The following is a 1004-nucleotide window of genomic DNA, read 5'->3' on the forward strand; positions in this document are numbered from 1 at the left end:
ATCCCGCGCCGTGGGCAGTTCGCTGCCCTGTTCCGTGGAGGGATCGTGAGCGCGGGGTGGCTCATGGAGGAGCCGCAGCCGCAGCGGACCGACCGGACCGGGATGGTGTTCCTGCAGGCTCAGATGATGACCGCTGACGGCTGCGTGCTCTACGCCTATGGCAGCCGTCAGGAGTGGCTCGACGCTGAGCGGGACAACCGTGCCCCGGGCGCAGAGACGCTGTTCTCCCTGCATCGTCGGCGTGCGGCAGAACTCGACCGGATCGTCAGTGATGCCCACGAGTACGCGGACGACCACGGTCTGTGCTCGGAGTTCGACCGCTTCCTGACCGAGCACAACCTGCCCAGCCGCGACGACCGCGAGCAGTTCGTGGCGGTCCGGGTGGAGATGACTGTGCACCTCAGGGGGACGGGACGTGACGAGCACGACGCCTTCGAGAACCTCGACCGCGACCGGATCATGGAGGAGGTGCGTAGGTGCACCACCGAGTTGCCGGACTCGGTGGACTTCGAGAAGGCGGACTGAGATGCCCGCCGGCGAGAGCAGCCGCAAGAGGCTCGACCGCGTGCTCGCCGCGATCTTCGACCCGACGCCCCGCCCGCCCGCTCCCTTCGAGTGGGTCGACGAGCCGGAGCAGAGGACCGACGCGCAGCACGATCGTGAGTACGGCGTAGATGCGGACTACGCGGCAGCAGCAGAGTTCGCCTGATCGTGCGTGGGGGGTGGGGTGTCTAGTGGTGGACGCCCTGCCCCCTTCGTCGGTGTGTGGTGTGTGGGGGGAGCGGAGCGACCCCCACAGGGGGTGTTCCTGGAGGAGGTCGGGGGACCGACCCGGCGAAGAGCTTTGACGGCCCGTCAGGGCCGCTCACGAGCCCGCAGCACGGCAGACCGACCCCACCACCGACCGACCCGCCCGCGCAGCCCACACCGACCGAGCAGCGCCCGGCAGTCCGACCCCACCCACGACCGACCCGGCCCGGTCTGGCTCCCGCCGGAGGCGGAGC

At 70.0% G+C, this 1004-nt stretch carries 2 protein-coding genes; both read left to right on the plus strand.

The annotated features are described in order from the left end of the window. Positions 1-63: 63 nt before the first annotated feature. Entirely contained in the window at positions 64-525 is a 462-nt protein-coding gene (locus tag ABC138_RS17550; protein ID WP_345914468.1) for a hypothetical protein, read from the plus strand. Between the two features lies 1 nt (position 526). Next, entirely contained in the window at positions 527-709 is a 183-nt protein-coding gene (locus ABC138_RS17555) for a hypothetical protein (RefSeq protein WP_345914469.1), read from the plus strand. Positions 710-1004: the final 295 nt, after the last annotated feature.

It is taken from the genome of Janibacter sp. LM, assembly GCF_039631275.1.
GTDB classification, from domain to species: Bacteria; Actinomycetota; Actinomycetes; order Actinomycetales; family Dermatophilaceae; genus Janibacter; species Janibacter terrae.